Annotated in this window: 14 protein-coding genes; 6 read left to right on the top strand and 8 right to left on the bottom strand. The window is 70.6% G+C overall.

What is annotated here, in order from left to right; genetic code table 11:
- Positions 1–136 precede the first annotated feature (136 nt).
- Positions 137–532 carry a superoxide dismutase, Ni gene (sodN, locus tag ACWDEN_RS25250; RefSeq protein WP_351613554.1) on the bottom strand — a complete coding sequence of 132 codons (396 nt, stop codon included), beginning with the start codon at positions 530–532 and terminating at the stop codon, positions 137–139.
- A 145-nt stretch (positions 533–677) separates the two neighbouring features.
- On the opposite strand from sodN, the gene sodX reads away from it, so the two are divergent.
- Complete coding sequence (sodX, locus tag ACWDEN_RS25245) at positions 678–1,112, top strand: nickel-type superoxide dismutase maturation protease (RefSeq protein WP_450860191.1); 435 nt, start codon at positions 678–680, stop codon at positions 1,110–1,112.
- Here sodX and ACWDEN_RS25240 read toward each other — a convergent pair.
- Complete coding sequence (locus tag ACWDEN_RS25240) at positions 1,016–1,642, bottom strand: CGNR zinc finger domain-containing protein (RefSeq protein ID WP_351613557.1); 627 nt, start codon at positions 1,640–1,642, stop codon at positions 1,016–1,018. The two genes, sodX and ACWDEN_RS25240, sit on opposite strands and share 97 nt — an antisense overlap.
- A 97-nt stretch (positions 1,643–1,739) precedes the next feature.
- On the opposite strand from ACWDEN_RS25240, the gene ACWDEN_RS25235 reads away from it, so the two are divergent.
- The 5 genes from ACWDEN_RS25235 (at position 1,740) to ACWDEN_RS25215 (ending at position 6,290) form a co-directional block, all read left to right on the top strand.
- Positions 1,740–2,498 carry a class I SAM-dependent methyltransferase gene (locus ACWDEN_RS25235; protein ID WP_450860187.1) on the top strand — a complete coding sequence of 253 codons (759 nt, stop codon included), beginning with the start codon at positions 1,740–1,742 and terminating at the stop codon, positions 2,496–2,498.
- Between the two features lie 542 nt (positions 2,499–3,040).
- Positions 3,041–4,264, top strand: coding sequence for an NAD(P)-dependent malic enzyme (locus ACWDEN_RS25230; RefSeq protein ID WP_450860186.1), 1,224 nt, complete (start codon positions 3,041–3,043; stop codon positions 4,262–4,264).
- 171 nt (positions 4,265–4,435) lie between these two features.
- On the top strand, positions 4,436–5,401 hold the full coding sequence (locus ACWDEN_RS25225) for a zinc-binding dehydrogenase (RefSeq protein WP_450860185.1): 966 nt from the start codon (positions 4,436–4,438) through the stop codon (positions 5,399–5,401).
- A 113-nt stretch (positions 5,402–5,514) separates the two neighbouring features.
- Positions 5,515–5,724: a helix-turn-helix domain-containing protein gene (locus ACWDEN_RS25220; protein ID WP_018571396.1), complete on the top strand. Its 210-nt coding sequence runs from the start codon at positions 5,515–5,517 to the stop codon at positions 5,722–5,724.
- Positions 5,724–6,290: a Clp protease N-terminal domain-containing protein gene (locus tag ACWDEN_RS25215; protein ID WP_450860184.1), complete on the top strand. Its 567-nt coding sequence runs from the start codon at positions 5,724–5,726 to the stop codon at positions 6,288–6,290. The genes ACWDEN_RS25220 and ACWDEN_RS25215 overlap by 1 nt, the downstream gene beginning before the upstream one ends.
- A gap of 127 nt (positions 6,291–6,417) precedes the next feature.
- Here the strand turns inward: ACWDEN_RS25215 and ACWDEN_RS25210 are convergent, their stop codons facing one another.
- From ACWDEN_RS25210 to ACWDEN_RS25185, 6 genes are all read right to left on the bottom strand, one after another.
- Positions 6,418–7,476 (bottom strand): PadR family transcriptional regulator, encoded by a 1,059-nt coding sequence (locus ACWDEN_RS25210; protein WP_351613569.1) that lies wholly within the window; start codon positions 7,474–7,476, stop codon positions 6,418–6,420.
- Position 7,477: 1 nt separating this feature from the next.
- Positions 7,478–8,416, bottom strand: coding sequence for a DUF4097 family beta strand repeat-containing protein (locus ACWDEN_RS25205; protein WP_450860183.1), 939 nt, complete (start codon positions 8,414–8,416; stop codon positions 7,478–7,480).
- A gap of 229 nt (positions 8,417–8,645) precedes the next feature.
- The gene (locus tag ACWDEN_RS25200; RefSeq protein WP_028420339.1) at positions 8,646–8,825 is read right to left on the bottom strand and encodes a DUF6104 family protein; all 180 of its coding nucleotides are present in this window, start codon (positions 8,823–8,825) and stop codon (positions 8,646–8,648) included.
- A gap of 155 nt (positions 8,826–8,980) precedes the next feature.
- Entirely contained in the window at positions 8,981–12,799 is a 3,819-nt protein-coding gene (locus ACWDEN_RS25195; RefSeq protein WP_450860182.1) for a multifunctional oxoglutarate decarboxylase/oxoglutarate dehydrogenase thiamine pyrophosphate-binding subunit/dihydrolipoyllysine-residue succinyltransferase subunit, read from the bottom strand.
- A gap of 303 nt (positions 12,800–13,102) precedes the next feature.
- Entirely contained in the window at positions 13,103–14,218 is a 1,116-nt protein-coding gene (locus ACWDEN_RS25190; RefSeq protein WP_450860181.1) for a HAMP domain-containing sensor histidine kinase, read from the bottom strand.
- Positions 14,215–14,955, bottom strand: coding sequence for a response regulator transcription factor (locus tag ACWDEN_RS25185; RefSeq protein ID WP_351623052.1), 741 nt, complete (start codon positions 14,953–14,955; stop codon positions 14,215–14,217). The genes ACWDEN_RS25190 and ACWDEN_RS25185 overlap by 4 nt, the downstream gene beginning before the upstream one ends.
- Positions 14,956–14,994: the final 39 nt, after the last annotated feature.

Raw genomic sequence — 14,994 nt, 5'->3', positions numbered from 1 at the left:
AGGGCCCGCACCCGCACCAGCCACTTCGCAGCACTCCGCCCCGCCGACCAGCCGGTCGACGGGGCGAAGCAAGGCCCGAATTAACCAACAGCGTCGGAGAAACCGGCCGGGCCCCTGCCAAGCAGGACAGAAAGCCTCAGGCCTTCTTGGTCTCCCAGAAGATCTTGTCGATCTGGGCGATGTAGTCCAGCGCCTTCTGGCCCGTCGCCGGGTCGGTGGACGCCTTGGCGGCCGACAGGGCCTTCAGGGTGTCGTTGACCAGCTGGTGCAGCTCCGGGTACTTCTCGAAGTGCGGGGCCTTGAAGTAGTCGCTCCAGAGCACGGAGACGTGGTGCTTGGCGAGCTCCGCGCGCTGCTCCTTGATGACGGTGGCACGCGCCTGGTAGTGGGGGTCGTCGTTGCCGGCCATCTTGTCCTGGATGGCCTTCACCGACTCCGCCTCGATGCGGGCCTGGGCCGGGTCGTACACGCCGCAGGGCAGGTCGCAGTGGGCGCTGACCTTGACCTTGGGGGCAAACAGGCGGGAAAGCATGGAGCATTCCTTCCTCGTGATCGTCTTCTCAGGTGCGACATTACTCCCTGAGGAAGGCGATTTCTCGGGTGCCCCCTAGGGCTTAGGACAAAAGTCCAGGGTCAGACTGAGACTGGTGGAGGAACGGACCGGGGAGGTGCCGGGGATGCCGGAGCTGTCGCAGGAGACCGAGCGGGGGAGGGCCGTGGCGCCGTTCGGAGTGGCGGAAGTGACCGGGCCGTCCATGGTGCCCACGCTCCGTCACGGGGACCGGCTGCTCGTGCAGTACGGCGCGACGGTCAGGGCGGGCGACGTCGTCGTCCTGCGGCATCCGTTCCAGCAGGACCTGCTCGTCGTCAAGCGTGCCGTGGAGCGCCGTGAGGGCGGCTGGTGGGTGCTCGGGGACAACCCGTACGCGGGCGGGGACAGTACGGACTACGGGGTCGTACCCGATGAGCTCGTTCTCGGGCGCGCGCGCTTCCGGTACCGGCCGCTGCCCGTCGGTCAGCGCTCGCCGCTCGCGCTGGTGCGCTGGGCGCTCTCGGCGGCGAGGCCGCTGCTGCCCGACCGGTCGGCCTCCAGGCGCTTGCGGGCCCGGTAGGCGGCCACGTTCGCGCGGGTCGCGCAGCGGTCGGAGCAGTAGCGCCGGGAGCGGTTGGTGGAGGTGTCGAGGTAGGCGTTGCGGCAGGGGGCGGCCTCGCACAGGCCGAGGCGGTCGACGCCGTACTCGGTGAGGTGGAAGGCCAGGCCCATCGCGGCGATCGCCGCGTAGCCCGCCGTCGCGTTCGACGGGTGATCGGCGAGGTGCATGTGCCACAGCGGGCGGCCGTCCTCGTCCCGGTGGTCGTGGCCCGAGATCTGGGGCGACACCGGGAACTCCAGCAGGAGTGAGTTCAGGAGGTCGACGGCGAGGGTCTCGTCGCCCTTGTCCGCCGCTTCGAAGACCGCGCGCAGACGGGCGCGCACCGAGCGGAAGCGCGTGACGTCGGCGTCGGTGGCGCGGCGGGCCGCCGACATGTCACCGAACAGGTCGCGGACGGCCTCGACCGAGGTCAGCGAGTCCTTGCCCCGGGCCGGTTCCTCGCTGTTGACGAGTCGGACGGCGTAATCCGAGTAATAGGCCAGTTCCACTTGTAGTCCTTACGGGGGCGCTTTATGGTCATGTCTGCGGTCGGGTAAGAGCCGGTCGTGCTTTCAGGGTATTACGCAGTCAAGGGGGACAGACTTCATGACGATGAGCACGGGTACCGACTGGGCCGCGTGGCAGGAGAGCTGGGACCGGCAGCAGGCGTGGTACATGCCGGACCGGGAGGAGCGGTTCCGGATCATGCTCGACATGGTCGAGGCGCTGGTCGGTACGGCGCCGCGCGTCCTCGACCTCGCCTGCGGCACCGGCAGCATCACCGCCCGGCTGCTGGCGCGCTTCCCGGAGGCCACCAGCACCGGCGTCGACCTCGACCCGGCCCTGCTCGCCATCGCGCGCGGCACCTTCGAAGGCGACGAGCGCGTCTCCTTCGTCACCGCCGACCTCAAGGACCGTGACTGGCCGGCGAAGCTGCCGTACGACTCCTACGACGCCGTCCTGACCGCCACGGCCCTGCACTGGCTGCACAGCGAACCCCTCGCGGCCCTCTACGGTCAGGTCGCGGAGCTGGTCCGCGACGGCGGTGTCTTCATGAACGCGGACCACATGATCGACGACCGCACGCCCAGGATCAACGCGGCCGAGCGCGCCCAGCGGCACGCCCGCATGGATCAGGCCAAGCGGGACGGTGTCCTGGACTGGGCCGAATGGTGGCGGCTCGCGGCGCAGGACCCGGTCCTCGCCGAGCCCACCGCCCGCCGCTTCGAGATCTACGGTGAGCACGCCGACGGGGACACGCCCTCGGCCGCCTGGCACGCCCGCACGCTGCTGGCCCGGGGCTTCACCGAGGCCCGGCCGGTGTGGTGCTCGCCGTCGGACACGCTGCTGCTCGCCGTGAGGTAGCCGTCAAGCGTGCTGGTCTGCTGTGGCGGTATGCGCAACGGCCGCCGGTGTCGGACCCCGTGGGTTTACCGCATCTTGTCGTGCGGACTGCGCCGTCCGGGGGTGCCGCCATGTCAAAATCGGATAACGGGTCACCCCCGAACCGCATCAGGCCGGTACATCCTCGGTCGTTCACCACCGGACCATCTGCGGAAACCCAGCTCTCCGGCCGGAGAATCTTCGGCATGTCTCACGATGTGGTCAGCGCGGGCGCCGGCGTACCAGCGGCTTTCACATCCCCGGCCCGCTTGTCAGCCGCGCGTCATCTCGCCGTGGCTTTGCGGTTCCGCGATGTGACCTTGCACCTAATGGACTCGTCGTGGGCACCGTCCGTCCGGTAAGAAGGTTCTTTACACCCCTCATCCGGGGCTCAGGGCGCGTGTGCGGCGCGCCCGTCGCGTATGGCCCGTACGTATCAGCAATCGGGCGGTACGCGGTGCCCGCCCACCCCTCACCAGGAGTGGTCGACCCTCAAACCATGCATACCTAAGGGGTACAACAAAGTGGCAGCGGAGATCGTCAATCCTCGCAGCGACAGCAATACGGATCAGGACGGCGGGGCCGAGCCCCTGGATTCCTTCGATCCGGTGTTCGCGCTGCACCGTGGCGGCAAGATGGCCGTGCAGGCCACCGTGCCGGTCCGCGACAAGGACGACCTTTCCCTCGCGTACACGCCCGGCGTCGCGCGCGTGTGCACCGCGATCGCGGAGCAGCCGGAGCTGGTCAACGACTACACGTGGAAGTCCTCGGTGGTCGCCGTCGTGACCGACGGTACGGCCGTGCTCGGACTCGGGGACATCGGTCCCCAGGCCTCCCTCCCCGTGATGGAGGGCAAGGCGATCCTCTTCAAGCAGTTCGGCGGCGTCGACGCGGTGCCGATCGCGCTCGACTGCACCGACGTGGACGACATCGTCGAGACCGTCGTCCGGCTCGCCCCGTCCTTCGGCGGAGTGAACCTGGAGGACATCTCGGCACCCCGGTGCTTCGAGATCGAGCGCCGGCTCCAGGAGCGCCTGGACATCCCGGTCTTCCACGACGACCAGCACGGTACGGCCGTCGTGACGCTCGCGGCGCTGCGGAACGCGGCGCGGCTCAGCGGGCGGGAGATCGGGCAGCTGCGGGCCGTCATCTCGGGCGCCGGCGCGGCCGGTGTCGCCATCGCCAAGATGCTGGTCGAGGCCGGCGTCGGCGACGTGGCCGTGGCGGACCGCAAGGGCGTCGTGTCGGCGGACCGGGAGGACCTGACCCCGGTCAAGCAGGAGCTCGCGGGCTTCACCAACAAGGCCGGCATCAGCGGCTCGCTGGAGGACGCCCTCGTGGGCGCCGACGTCTTCATCGGCGTCTCCGGCGGCACGGTCCCGGAGGAGGCCGTGGCCTCCATGGCCGAGGGCGCCTTCGTGTTCGCGATGGCCAACCCGAACCCCGAGGTGCACCCGGACGTCGCGCACAAGTACGCGGCGGTCGTCGCCACGGGGCGGTCCGACTTCCCGAACCAGATCAACAACGTGCTGGCGTTCCCCGGAATCTTCGCGGGCGCGCTGCAGGTGCGGGCCTCTCGGATCACCGAGGGGATGAAGATCGCCGCGGCGGAGGCGCTGGCCGCGGTGGTCGGGGATGACCTTGCCGCCGACTATGTGATTCCTTCGCCGTTCGACGAGCGGGTCGCTCCGGCGGTCACCGCGGCGGTCGCGGCTGCCGCGCGCGCCGAGGGTGTTGCTCGTCGCTGACGTTGCGTGGAAATGGCCCCGTCCGTGTGGGCGGGGCCATTTTTCTTGCCCACCCGCCCGCCCGAAAGACGTCCCGTCGGCCTGCGCCGCATGGGTGGCCCTGCGCAAGAGGGCATGTGTCACAGGTCCTCACGGTTCCGCTGGCTGATCAGCGCACCTATCGTCGGCTGCATGTTCGCTGTCTACGCCGCCCGAATCGACCGCGACCAGCCGCTCAACGGCCTGGAGTTGGGGGAGCGCCCGGCTCCCGAGGCCCGGCCCGGCTGGAGCACCGTCACGGTGCGCGCCGCCTCCCTCAACCACCACGACCTCTGGTCCCTGCGGGGCGTCGGCCTCGCGGAGGACAAGCTGCCGATGATCCTCGGCTGCGACGCCGCAGGCGTCGACGAGGACGGCAACGAGGTCGTCCTGCACTCCGTCATCGGCCAGACCGGCCACGGCGTCGGCCCCGACGAGCCGCGCTCCATCCTCACCGAGCGCTACCAGGGCACCTTCGCCGAACAGGTCGCCGTGCCGACCTGGAACGTGCTGCCCAAGCCCAAGGAGCTGTCCTTCGCCGAGGCGGCCTGTCTGCCGACCGCCTGGCTGACGGCCTACCGGATGCTGTTCACCAACGCCGGGGTGCGGCCCGGTGACTCGGTCCTCGTGCAGGGCGCGGGCGGCGGTGTCGCCACGGCCGCGATCGTGCTCGGCAAGGCGGCGGGTCTGCGCGTCTTCGCGACCAGCCGGGACGAGGCCAAGCGGAAGCGGGCCCTCGAACTGGGGGCCGTCGAGGCGGTGGAGCCGGGGGCGCGGCTGCCGCAGCGGGTGGACGCCGTGATCGAGACCGTGGGCGCCGCGACCTGGTCCCACTCGGTGAAGTCGCTGCGGCCCGGCGGCACGATCGTCATCTCCGGTGCCACCAGCGGGGACCGGCCCTCGCATGCCGAACTGACCCGGATCTTCTTCCTTGAGCTGAAGGTCGTCGGCTCCACCATGGGCACCAAGGAGGAGCTGGAGGACCTGCTCTCCTTCTGCGCCGCGACCGGGGTGCGGCCCGTCATCGACGAGGAACTTCCGCTGGACCGCGCCCGCGAGGGCTTCGAACGGCTCGCGTCGGGGGAGCAGTTCGGGAAGATCGTGCTCACTCATTCCTGAGGTCCTCGACCAGAGCGGTCGTCGGGCGGGTCCGGGTGTCCGGGCCCGCCTTTTGCGTGCCCGGCTTGTCAACGCCGGTTGACATGAGGGCGCTGTCAACGTAGGTTGACATCATGACCGAGGCAACCGATCTCGCCGAGCGCGCCGGCGACCGAGATCCGCGGGTCGGACTGCGGGCCGTGGCCGCGCTGCGCAGGCTGCTGGAGCAGCTGGAGGCGGTACAGGTGCGCAGTGCGCGCAATCAGGGCTGGTCGTGGCAGGAGATCGCCGCGGAGCTCGGAGTCAGCAGGCAGGCCGTGCACAAGAAGTACGGGAGGCAGTGATGTTCGAACGCTTCACCAAGGACGCCCGCGAGGTCGTGAAGGGCGCGTTCGTCCACTGCCAAGGCTCGGGTGAACAGACCGTCGGCGCCGAGCACCTGCTGCTCGCCCTTCTCGACCGGGAGGGCAGCCGCGCCTCCTTCGCGCTGGCCGCGCTGGGGCTCGGGGAGCGCAAGGCGTCCGTACGGCAGGAGTTGGAGGAGGCGCGGCGGCGGGGCGGGCTGTCACGGGCCGACTCGGACGCGCTGGCCGGGCTGGGCATCGATGTGTCGGAGATCGTCGCCCGGGTCGAGGAGGTGCACGGAGTCGGGGCGATGTCCGGCGACCCGGAGGACCGCCGCCGGTGGCCGGGACGGCGGCCGGGCTTCGGCCGGGGTGCCAGGAACGTCCTGGAGAGGGCGCTGCGGGTAGCCGTCGGGCACCGCGACCGGTACATCGGGGACGAGCACCTTCTGCTCGCGCTGACCGTCCTGCCCGGGGTGGTGGGAGAGGTGCTCGCGGACCACGGGGTGACGCACGCGTCGGTGACCCGTGTGCTGTACGGCGCGGGAGAGGCGCAGGCCGGCTGAGGCACCGGTCGGCTGAGGCACCGGCCGGATCCCGCCGCCACCCCGGACAGGACGGCCGGCCTTTCGGTGTCCGCCGTCCTGTTCCCGCCGGTCAGGCCTTCGGCGTCCGGCGCTCCGCTCTCGCCCGTCAGGCCTTCGGTGTGCCCAGGAGCGCGCCGATATGGGCCGCTGCCGTGGACAGGTGGCGGCGGGCCTCCCGGAGCTGGGTGGGGGTGACTCCGTGGTCGCGGGCCGCGTCGCGGATGTCGTCGCGGAAGCGGTCCAGGAGGCGGTCCAGGTCGCGGGCCGGGTCGCCGGTGGGGTCCTCGTGGGCCCAGGTGGGTTCGTACTCTGCCGGGAAGTCCTCGGCGGGAGAGACGTAGTGCGCGTCAGGCGGTGTCGTGGCGGCGGGCCTCGGGGCGGCGGGCTTCGGGGCCGGTTCCCCTGATGTGCGGGGGGAGCCCCAGTGCTTGCCGAAGTCGCCCAGCTCCCTGGCCAGTTCGGACAGACCCTCGCGGACGCCCGTCGGCCAGTCGCCCTGGGCGAAGTGGTCCTGCACGCGGTCCTGGACCTGGCGGGCGATGCGCTGCATCTCCTCCTGTGCCTGGGCCCGCGCCCGCGCCTGCGCCTCCTCGGCCTGGCGGCGGGCCCGCTGGGCCTCCTCGCGGGCCCGGCGGCTCTCGTCCTTGGCGCGGCGGGCCTGGTCCTTCCACTCCTGCTTGACCCGGCGCATCTCCTCCTTGGCGGCCCGCCAGGCCTCCTTGTCGCCGAGGTCGCCGTACTCCCCGACGGGGCCCGCGCCGCCCGCCTTCGTGCCCCGGCGGGCCTCGGAGGCGGCCGCGCGCATCTCGCGGCGCAGATCGCCGGCCGCGCCGCGCACGTCGGCCCTGATCTCGGCGGCCAGTTCCGCGACCGACTCGCGGATCTCCAGCTCCAGGTCGGCCAACTCCTCGCTGCGGTCGGCCAGTTCCGCGCGGCCCGCGTCCGTGATGGCGTACACCTTGCGGCCGCCCTCGGTGGTGTGCGTGACCAGGCCCTCGGCCTCCAGCTTGGCCAGCCGGGGGTAGACCGTGCCCGCCGAGGGGGCGTACAGCCCCTGGAAGCGCTCCTCCAGGAGCCTGATCACCTCGTAGCCGTGGCGCGGGGCCTCGTCCAGCAGCTTGAGCAGGTACAGGCGGAGACGCCCGTGGGCGAAGACGGGAGGCATGTCAGAGCACCTTCTTGTCGGTCGTGCCGTCGGCCGGGGCGTCGGCGGCGGGGGCGGTGCCGGGGTCCCGCGGGGCCGCGGAGGGGGCCGAGGGGTCTGTGGGCCGGGCCTCCCGCGGGGTGTCCGCCTCGTCCTCGCGCGGCGGGCGGCGCAGCAGGGCGATCGAGCCGGAGACCGTGGTGGCCCGGAGCCTGCCCGTGCCCGCGCCGAGGCGTCCGGTGATCTTGTGGGCGCCCCACTGGCCGTGCACCCGCAGTCCGTCGAAGGCGTTGGAGATCGTGCCGCTCGCGGTGTTCGCCTCCACCTCGGCGTCCGCCGGGTGCGGCAGGCGGATGGCGATCTCGCCGGAGACGCTGGTGAGGCTGACCTCCGTCGGGCCGTCCGGGTCCAGGTCGACGATCATGGAGCCGCTGACGGAGTCGGCGCGGACGGAGCGGCCGGAGCCCTCGACCACCGTCAGGTCTCCCGAGACCGAGTTGAACCGCAGGTCGCCGGTGACCGCCTGGGCCTCCAGGTTGCCCGACACGGTGTCCGCGCGGACCGGGCCCGAGACGCCGACCAGGGTCGTGTCGCCGGTCACCCCCTTGACCACCGCCGGGCCGCGGATGCCGGAGACGACCGCGCCGGCGCCGACCACGCCCACTTCCACGCGGGTGTCGGCGGGCACCGCCAGGGAGACGACCGCGCTGCGCCGCCAGCCCTTGCGGTCGAGCCACTTGAGGAAGCCCTTCCAGGGCAGGTCCTCGTAGGCCACCGTGAGGGTGCCGTCCTCCTGGGTGACCACGAGGGGCGGGCCTTCGATCTCCGAGATCTCGAGGCGGGCGGAACCTTCGTCCGTGCCCACCACGTTCACCGTTCCGTTGACGATGCGGACCTGGAGGTCGCTCACGCGGGCGTCGAAGGTCAGCTTCTGGGGCTCGTTGACGGACCACTCGGGCATGGGGACTCCTCGGCCTGGCACAGTCACACGACACGTCATATCGCGTCCTCTGGTGAACACGATATATCGTGGCTCGCGGAAGTCAAGGCACCCTTTCGTGTGAGCCCCGGGCTTCCTGCGCCGGGCGTGGGATGCGTTCCTGCGGGCCGTCTTCACGCGCGCGTGGGTCTTCCGCCCCGAGGGCTCCCGCGAAAAAAAGGGCGCCGCCAGGGCGCCCACACCGAGGTGGCTACTCGTCGTCCTCGTCGTCCAACCGGGCCAGCCACGTCGCGAGCCGCTCCACCGGCACCTCGAAGTCCGGATTCAGATCGACGAACGTCCGCAACTGCTCGGCGAGCCACTCGAAGGTGATCTCCTCCTCGCCGCGCCGCTTCTCCAGTTCTTCGATGCCTCGGTCGGTGAAGTACAACTCTTGCTCCTGATGAGGACGGGCTGACGCCGTCGACGTTACTTCTTCAGGGTAGGCGGTACCGTCCCGTCCACACGCCGTTCTCAACCAGCCCCCGGGCATGCCAGGGGCCCGGCACCGAGCAAGAACTCGACACCGGGCCCCTTGCCCAAGGCCTACGCCTCGAAGACCTCACGCACCAGCTGCTCCTGCTCGGCCTGGTGGCGCTTGGCAGAGCCCACCGCCGGGGACGAGGAGTGCGGCCGCGAGATGCGCCGCAGGCGGTCGCCGTGCGGCACGTCCGCGCCGACCGCGAGGTCCAGGTGGTCGATCAGGTTCAGGGCGATGAACGGCCACGCACCCTGGTTCGCCGGTTCCTCCTGTGCCCACAGGTACTTCTCGGCGTTCGGGTACTTCTTGATCTCCGCCTGGAGCTCGGAACCCGGCAGCGGGTACAGCCGCTCGAGGCGGATGATCGCCGTGTCCGTGGCACCGCGCTTGACCCGCTCGGCCTCCAGGTCGTAGTAGACCTTGCCCGCGCAGAAGACGACCTTGCGCACCGCGGCCGGGTCGACCGTCGAGTCGCCGATGACGGGGCGGAACTGGCCCGACGTGAACTCCTCCGTCTTCGACGCGGCGGCCTTCAGGCGCAGCATCGACTTCGGGGTGAAGACCACCAGCGGCTTGTGGTGCGGGTTGTGCACCTGCCACCGCAGGAGGTGGAAGTAGTTCGACGGCAGGGTCGGCATCGCGACCGTCATGTTGTTCTGGGCGCACAGCTGGAGGAACCGCTCGACACGGGCCGAGGAGTGGTCCGGGCCCTGGCCCTCGTAGCCGTGGGGGAGCAGGAGCGTGACGCCGGACGTCTGGCCCCACTTCTGCTCCGCCGCCGAGATGTACTCGTCGACGACCGTCTGCGCGCCGTTGACGAAGTCGCCGAACTGCGCCTCCCACATCACGAGCGCGTCGGGGCGGGCCAGCGAGTAGCCGTACTCGAAGCCCATGACCGCGTACTCGGACAGCAGGGAGTTGTAGACGTTGTAGCGCGCCTGGTCCTCGGCGAGGTACTGGAGCGGGGTGTACTCCTCGCCCGTCTCGCGGTCGATGAGAACCGCGTGGCGCTGGCCGAAGGTGCCCCGCTGGGAGTCCTGGCCGGACAGCCGGACCGGGGTGCCCTCCAGCAGCAGGGAGCCGATGGCCAGGGTCTCGCCCATGCCCCAGTCGATCGTGCCGTCCTCGACCATCGTCGTCCGGCGCTGCAGCTGCGGCAGCAGACGCGGGTGCACGGTGAAGTGGTCGGGGATGTTGACCTGGGACTCGGCGATGCGCTTCACGACCTCCGAGGAGATCGCGGTCGGCACCGCGACCGGGAAGCCGTCCTGCGGCGCCCGGGCGTCGACGACGGCCGGCTGGGACGTGGCCTCGCGGACCTCGGTGAAGACCTTCTCCAGCTGGCCCTGGTAGTCCTGCAGGGCCTGCTCGGCCTCTTCCAGGGTGATGTCGCCGCGACCGATCAGGGACTCGGTGTAGAGCTTGCGCACCGAGCGCTTCTTGTCGATCAGGTCGTACATCAGCGGCTGGGTGAAGGCCGGGTTGTCCGACTCGTTGTGACCGCGGCGGCGGTAGCAGATGAGGTCGATCACCACGTCCTTGTTGAACGCCTGCCGGAACTCGAAGGCCAGGCGGGCGACGCGGACGACCGCCTCGGGGTCGTCGCCGTTCACATGGAAGATCGGGGCCTCGATCATGCGGGCCACGTCCGTGGCGTACATGGAGGAACGCGAGGACTCGGGGGCCGCGGTGAAGCCGACCTGGTTGTTGATGACGATGTGGACCGAGCCGCCGGTGCGGTAGCCGCGCAGCTGCGACATGTTCAGGGTCTCGGCCACCACGCCCTGGCCCGCGAAGGCCGCGTCGCCGTGGATCGCCACCGGCAGGACCGTGAAGTCCGTGCCGCCCTTGTTGATGATGTCCTGCTTGGCGCGGGCGATGCCCTCGATGACCGGGTCGACGGTCTCCAGGTGGGACGGGTTCGCGGCCAGCGAGACCGTGATCTGCTCGCCGTCCAGGCCGGTGAAGGTGCCCTGGGCGCCCAGGTGGTACTTCACGTCGCCGGAGCCGTGCATCGACTTCGGGTCGAGGTTGCCCTCGAACTCGCGGAAGATCTGCGCGTACGACTTGCCGACGATGTTGGCGAGGACGTTCAGGCGGCCGCGGTGGGCCATGCCGATGACGACCTCGTCAAGGCGGGACTCGGCCGCGGAGTCGATCACCGCGTCGAGCAGCGGGATGACGGACTCGCCGCCCTCCAGCGAGAACCGCTTCTGGCCGACGTACTTCGTCTGCAGGAAGGTCTCGAAGGCTTCCGCCGCGTTCAGCCGGCGCAGGATGCGCAGCTGCTCCTCGCGCTCCGGCTTGGAGTGGCCGCGCTCGACCCGGTCCTGGATCCACTTGCGCTGCTTGGGGTCCTGGATGTGCATGAACTCGATGCCGGTGGTGCGGCAGTACGAGTCGCGCAGCACGCCGAGGATGTCGCGCAGCTTCATCATCGACTTGCCGGCGAAGCCGCCGACGGCGAACTCGCGCTCCAGGTCCCACAGGGTGAGGCCGTGCTCGACGATGTCCAGGTCGGGGTGCTTGCGCTGGCGGTACTCCAGCGGGTCGGTGTCGGCCATGACGTGGCCGCGGACCCGGTAGGAGTGGATCAGCTCGAAGACGCGGGCGGCCTTGGTGACGTCGTCGTCGTGGCTGGCGTCGATGTCCTTGAGCCAGCGGACCGGCTCGTAGGGGATGCGCAGCGCCTCGAAGATGTCGTCGTAGAAGCCGTTCTCGCCGAGCAGCAGGTTCGCGACCTGGCGCAGGAACTCGCCGGAGGCGGCGCCCTGGATCACCCGGTGGTCGTAGGTCGACGTGAGCGTCATGACCTTGGAGACGCCGAGCTTGTTCAGGGTGTCCTGGCTGGTGCCCTGGAACTCCGCCGGGTAGTCCATGGAGCCGACGCCCATGATCACGGACTGGCCGGGCATCAGACGCGGCACGGAGTGGACGGTGCCGAGGCCGCCGGGGTTGGTCAGGGAGACCGTGACACCGGTGAAGTCGTCCATCGTCAGCTTGCCGTCACGGGCACGGCGGACGATGTCCTCGTAGGCCTGCCAGAACTCGAAGAAGTTCAGCGTCTCGGCCTTCTTGATGGCCGCGACGACCAGCTGGCGGTCGCCGTTGGGCTTCACCAGGTCGATGGCCAGGCCGAGGTTGACGTGCGGCGGCTTGACGAGGGTCGGCTTGCCGTCCTTCTCGCCGAAGGACCAGTTCATCGACGGCATGGCCTTGATGGCCTGCACCATCGCGTACCCGATCAGGTGCGTGAAGGAGATCTTCCCGCCCCGGGCGCGCTTGAGGTGGTTGTTGATGACGATCCGGTTGTCGAACAGCAGCTTCACCGGGACGGCGCGGACCGAGGTGGCGGTCGGCAGCTCCAGCGAGGCGTTCATGTTCTTCGCGACGGCGGCGGCGGGGCCGCGCAACGTGACCAGCTCCGGGCCCTCGGGGGCCGCGGCGGCCGGGGCGGGGGCGGCCTTCGGCTTCGGCTGGGCCGGCGCCTGTGCGGGCGTCGCCGGCTTGGCCGGGGCCGGGGCCGCGGCCTTCGCCGCGGGAGCCGGGACCTGCGCGGGGGCCGCGGCGGGCTTCGGTGCCGCCGGAGCGGCCGGGGCGGCGGCCTGGGGGGCCGGTGCCGCGGGCTGGGCCACAGGGGCCGTGGTGGTGGTCTCTGCGGCCCCCGCGGCCGCAGTACCCGCCGCAGCCGGGGTGGCAGGAGCGCCCGGCTTGTAATCGGCGAAGAAGTCCCACCAGGCGCGGTCTACCGAATTCGGGTCCTGGAGGTACTGCTGATAGATCTCGTCGACGAGCCACTCGTTCGGACCGAACGCGGCAGCGGGGTTCTTCCCGGCTTGGTCGTCGGTCGAGACGCTCGGGTTACTGGGGGACTGTGGCGACACGGCGGCAACCGCCCTCTTCCGCTTCACAAGGTGATGGACAGCGGAAATAAAGGCTACGCCTCCACAGCCGGGAAGGTCAGGTCGAGCAAGGTCATCGTCGCGTAAGTCACATCGGAAATCTTGTTTCAGGGCTTGATATGGCGGGAAACAAGCGTGGTTCCGCATGGAGGAGGGTGCACCGGTCCCGGCCCGGCGCGCCTTCGTTCGACGGGTGGCGCGGGCCTGCTCCTGATCACACGTGTCCAGCTGCGCGGGAACGGCAGCGACCGTCGTGGATCTTGTGCTTCCGGTTCGGACCCTACGTCAACTCGGGACGGAAGTCAGTCCCGGAAGAGTGACGATGATCCGGCAGCCGCGCTCGGATTCGGCCACACCGATCCGGCCGCCGTGCAGATCCACCGCCCAGCGGGCGATCGCCAGGCCGAGTCCGGTGCCGCCGTCGCTGCCCGGCCCGTGCGGCCGGGTCACCGCGCCCCGGTTGAACCGCTCGAACACCCGGTGCCACTCCGACCGGGGAATGCCGGGGCCCTCGTCCAGGACCTCCAGCTCCAGCGACTCGGGCTGCGGCCCGCGCCGCGCCTTCACCGTCACCCGGCCGTGCGGCGGGCTGTGCTTGACCGCGTTGTCGATCAGGTTGGCGACGACCTGGTGGATGCGCTCGGGATCCGCGTGCGCGGTCAGCTCCGGCGGGGAGACGTCCAGGTGCAGATGGACGTCGGTACGCGTGTGGCTGCCGGAGCCGGAGGCGATGCCCGCGCGCGCCGAGGCCACCATGTTGGCCTCCTTCAGCACGCCCGAGAGGTACGGCCACACCTCGAAGCGCCGCATCTTCAGCGGTACGACGCCGTTGTCCAGCCGGGACAGGTCCAGCAGGGTCTCCACGAGCCGGCCCAGCCGCTCGGTCTGCTTCAGGGCCGTCCGCATGGTCTCCGGGTCGGCCTCGGTGACCCCGTCGACGATGTTCTCCAGCACCGCGCGCAGGCCCGCGATCGGGGTGCGCAGCTCGTGGGAGACGTTGGCGACCAGCTCCTTGCGCTGGCGGTCCTGGGCCTCCAGCTCGTCCGCCATGACGTTGATCGTCTGGGCCAGGTCGCCCAGCTCGTCCCGGCGGCCGTCGCTCACCCGGCGGGTGTAGTCGCCCTCGGAGATCGACCGCGCCACCGCGTTCATCTCGTCCAGCGGCATGGTGAGCGAGTGCGCCACGAACTGCGTGATCAGCAGGGTGGCGATCATGGAGAAGACCGTGATGAAGCGCAGCTCGGTCTTGGTGTGCACCGCGATCATCGACAGACCGGTGGTGATCAGCACCGAGATGACGACGAGCGCGCCCAGCTTGGTCTTGATCGAGAACGGGCGCACGCCGCCCCAGGGATCCTCCCCGGGGCTTCTCCGCGCGGCCTGACGCCCGTCGACGCTCATGGCGTGGGCGTCTCCAGCGCGTACCCGACGCCGTGCACCGTACGGATCCGCTCGGCGCCGATCTTCCGGCGCAGCGCCTTGATGTGGCTGTCGACCGTACGGGTGCCGGAGGCGTCCGCCCAGTCCCACACCTCGGCCAGCAGCTGCTCCCGGGAGAGCACCGCGCGCGGGGTGTTCGCCAGGCACACCAGCAGGTCGAACTCGGTGGGCGTGAGATGGACGTCCTCGGACTTCACCCGCACCCGGCGCTGTGCGTGGTCGATCTCCAGCTCGCCGAGCCGCAGGATGCCGGAGCGCGGGGTGGCCGCGGCCAGCGCCGCCCGCTCCACCCGGCGCAGCAGCACGTGCACGCGTGCGGCCAGCTCCCGCATCGAGAACGGCTTGGTCATGTAGTCGTCCGCGCCGACGCCGAGACCGACCAGCATGTCCGTCTCGTCGTCGCGCGCGGTCAGCATCAGCACCGGCACCGGGCGCTGCGCCTGCACCCGCCGGCAGACCTCCAGGCCGTCGAAGCCCGGCAGCATGATGTCGAGGATCAGCAGGTCGGGCTGCCAGGCCTCGGCCGTGTCGACGGCGGCCGGGCCGTCCGTCGCGGTCTGTACGAGAAATCCCTCGGCACGCAGCCGGGCCGCGATGGCGTCGACGATCGTGGGGTCGTCCTCGACGACCAGCACCCGGCGCTGTGCGCCCGGGGTGGTCGTCGCCGCGCCGCTCTGGGAGGTGTGTGTCTGCTCCATCGCCCGCCCCTGCTTGTTGCTTTCCGGAACCAGTGGGGT

Source organism: Streptomyces sp. NPDC001153 (assembly GCF_053598315.1).
Note: the sequence above shows the minus strand (reverse complement) of the source record. Positions and strands in the feature narration are given on the sequence as shown.

Bases quoted from the DNA above. Each gene is read 5' to 3' on its own strand.
- sodN (WP_351613554.1), bottom strand. From the start codon at position 532: ATGCTTTCCCGCCTGTTTGCCCCCAAGGTCAAGGTCAGCGCCCACTGC.
- sodX (WP_450860191.1), top strand. From the start codon at position 678: ATGCCGGAGCTGTCGCAGGAGACCGAGCGGGGGAGGGCCGTGGCGCCG.
- ACWDEN_RS25235 (WP_450860187.1), top strand. From the start codon at position 1,740: ATGACGATGAGCACGGGTACCGACTGGGCCGCGTGGCAGGAGAGCTGG.
- ACWDEN_RS25225 (WP_450860185.1), top strand. From the start codon at position 4,436: ATGTTCGCTGTCTACGCCGCCCGAATCGACCGCGACCAGCCGCTCAAC.
- ACWDEN_RS25220 (WP_018571396.1), top strand. From the start codon at position 5,515: ATGACCGAGGCAACCGATCTCGCCGAGCGCGCCGGCGACCGAGATCCG.
- ACWDEN_RS25215 (WP_450860184.1), top strand. From the start codon at position 5,724: ATGTTCGAACGCTTCACCAAGGACGCCCGCGAGGTCGTGAAGGGCGCG.
- ACWDEN_RS25210 (WP_351613569.1), bottom strand. From the start codon at position 7,476: ATGCCTCCCGTCTTCGCCCACGGGCGTCTCCGCCTGTACCTGCTCAAG.
- ACWDEN_RS25205 (WP_450860183.1), bottom strand. From the start codon at position 8,416: ATGCCCGAGTGGTCCGTCAACGAGCCCCAGAAGCTGACCTTCGACGCC.
- ACWDEN_RS25190 (WP_450860181.1), bottom strand. From the start codon at position 14,218: ATGAGCGTCGACGGGCGTCAGGCCGCGCGGAGAAGCCCCGGGGAGGAT.
- ACWDEN_RS25185 (WP_351623052.1), bottom strand. From the start codon at position 14,955: ATGGAGCAGACACACACCTCCCAGAGCGGCGCGGCGACGACCACCCCG.